Here is a 2,141-nt window from a genome sequence, read left to right as displayed (position 1 = left end):
GGATAACAATTATATGATTCAGGTTCTCAGTTGTTTCATTAACAATACATTAGATTCTTCTAATTCCTTATGTCAAGCCTGATTGAGATGCTCTTACCCTGGCACTATCTACAATTAATTCGTGCTCACAGAGGATACGTCGTAATTCTTCATATTTTTCTTGGTCTTCTTGAACTTCTTCTATTTGAGATGCTGGCAGAATCTCTCGCAAAATATCTACCCAATAATTAAATGTGTCATTCGCTTTAGTTTTAGAGATATCAAACAGGAGTCCTAAAATTTCAAAAATTGGTTTTTGTCTGAGGTAAACTAGACATAAGCATACTCCTTCTTTAGCTGACATCTCTGATTTACGTCCACCACCAGGGGCGATAATCCGAACTTTATTTTTCTCAATTTCTGCTTGTTTTTCTCGATGCCTTTCTTGGGCCAATTCTACCAATGCTAAAAACTGCTCATAATTGATTCCAATTAGTCTCTTTGCTTCCTGGGGATGTGATTCAATTCTTGCCAAAGGACTGGTCATTCTTACTGCACCTAGTTTTTACTCCTTTTTCTATCATCTCACGATGTTTATATTAAGGATATGTCTAATGTTTAAATCAGGTAAACTTTATTTCTAACGAAGTCCGTACTCTTGTTCCACAGGGAGCAATGCGATTTTTTCTTACAACGGCGGCGATAATCCTGGGGAGTGAACCGACACCACAGGCGATCGCTTACCTCAAGGAGGCGATACGGACTTGAAAAGGTATTAAGTCACCAGAGGCTGTGTTTGTGGCAGCTTGTAAAGAGGGGAGAAAACCAGAATCTGCACAGGTCAAATCTGCTGTGAAGGATTGGTTCGAGTGAGCAAGGAAAAACAGGATTGCGATTGCGATGTCGGGGAACACTGTGTATACGGTGGAGGATGAGGCGGCGGCAGTTGCGGAGATGATGTGGCGGTATCCGGTGCGAGAGTAAGGTTGTGCTTCGTTTCGCTCCGATTATTGTTTTCCGGAAGTGACATAAGAAGGCTAAACTGATTGCTGCTTGACGGTGCTGATCTACTCTTGTGCAGAAGGTGTAGATCATAAAAAGCTTTTACTCTCAATAGGTTGATAAATAATCGCATTAATGTCTAGTTATTGACACAGATTTAGCGTAGGCGTAGCACCTCGTAGGCATCGCTTTGAGGAACTGTATTGGAATAGGTTTGGGTAGGGTATTTATACTGATAATTTTATAGCACCCAATTAATAAATTCCGTAATAGCACGGTTACAGGGGTAAGCTTAATAATAGCAATATGCTTTTTTGTATTAAAAAAATAAATTGAGAAAGCAAGTTTTAATTACAAAGGTTGATTAGGCTTTGAATGAAAATCAAAAAATAATATCCTCTTATGTTAAAAGTTTGCTAACTATAAAAATGTTAATTATCAAATCTAGTAAGATTATTGCTCACAAATTGAAGTAAGATTTTAAGTCAGCTTATATACTGAATATATAAATAGGTTTTGACTAACTAAGTTACGAAAGCCTAATAAATCAAGAATGATTAAATTATTATGAATACATTATTAGTTGGGGATTGCCTAGTTGACTTATTATCACGTATTACGGGACAGAAGCTTACTCAACTGGATACTACGCCACCAGTGATATTCCTAGCTAATTTGATTACAGTATTGCTGGGAGTAATGTTTGCTGATGGCATAGTTACAGAGGAAGAAAAACAAAGGCTGCTAAAAATGTTGTATCGCTTTAGTACACCAAAAAGTGATGTACGCCATCTGACACATTTAATGATTAAAGGAATTAAAGAAAGTCAGCTTTATTCAAATTTTAATGAAGTACTAACTTTGATAAATCCCCTTACGCAATCAGAACGACTATTATTGATTGGCTTTGGTTACGAAATGTCGGCAGCTACGGGCAAAGTTAACTGCCATGAGCAAGAGTATCTGGAAGCTTTAGCCAAGTATTTGGATGTTAAACCGCAACATTTACTAGTTTTAGCAGCTGCATTTAAACCTGAAAAACATTTTGATAAAGCAGTTTTAAATGAGGTATATATGCTACTAAATCCAGAACTTTTTCAAGGACAAAATACTGCGTTTGTTAAGGAGCCTAGCGATAAAGTGCCGATTCTACCTGCTAA

At 37.1% G+C, this 2,141-nt stretch carries 2 protein-coding genes; one reads left to right on the top strand and one right to left on the bottom strand.

The features are described from left to right. Positions 1-67: 67 nt before the first annotated feature. The gene (locus H6G26_RS41205) at positions 68-526 is read right to left on the bottom strand and encodes a transposase family protein (protein WP_190737848.1); all 459 of its coding nucleotides are present in this window, start codon (positions 524-526) and stop codon (positions 68-70) included. A 1,022-nt stretch (positions 527-1,548) separates the two neighbouring features. Here H6G26_RS41205 and H6G26_RS41200 point away from each other — a divergent pair. Further along, a partial coding sequence (locus H6G26_RS41200) for a TerB family tellurite resistance protein (RefSeq protein ID WP_190737846.1) occupies positions 1,549-2,141 on the top strand: 593 nt, incomplete at its 3' end.

Origin of the sequence: Nostoc sp. FACHB-888, assembly GCF_014696655.1 — a bacterium.
In the GTDB taxonomy this organism is placed as follows: domain Bacteria; phylum Cyanobacteriota; class Cyanobacteriia; order Cyanobacteriales; family Nostocaceae; genus Nostoc.
Note: the sequence above shows the minus strand (reverse complement) of the source record. Positions and strands in the feature narration are given on the sequence as shown.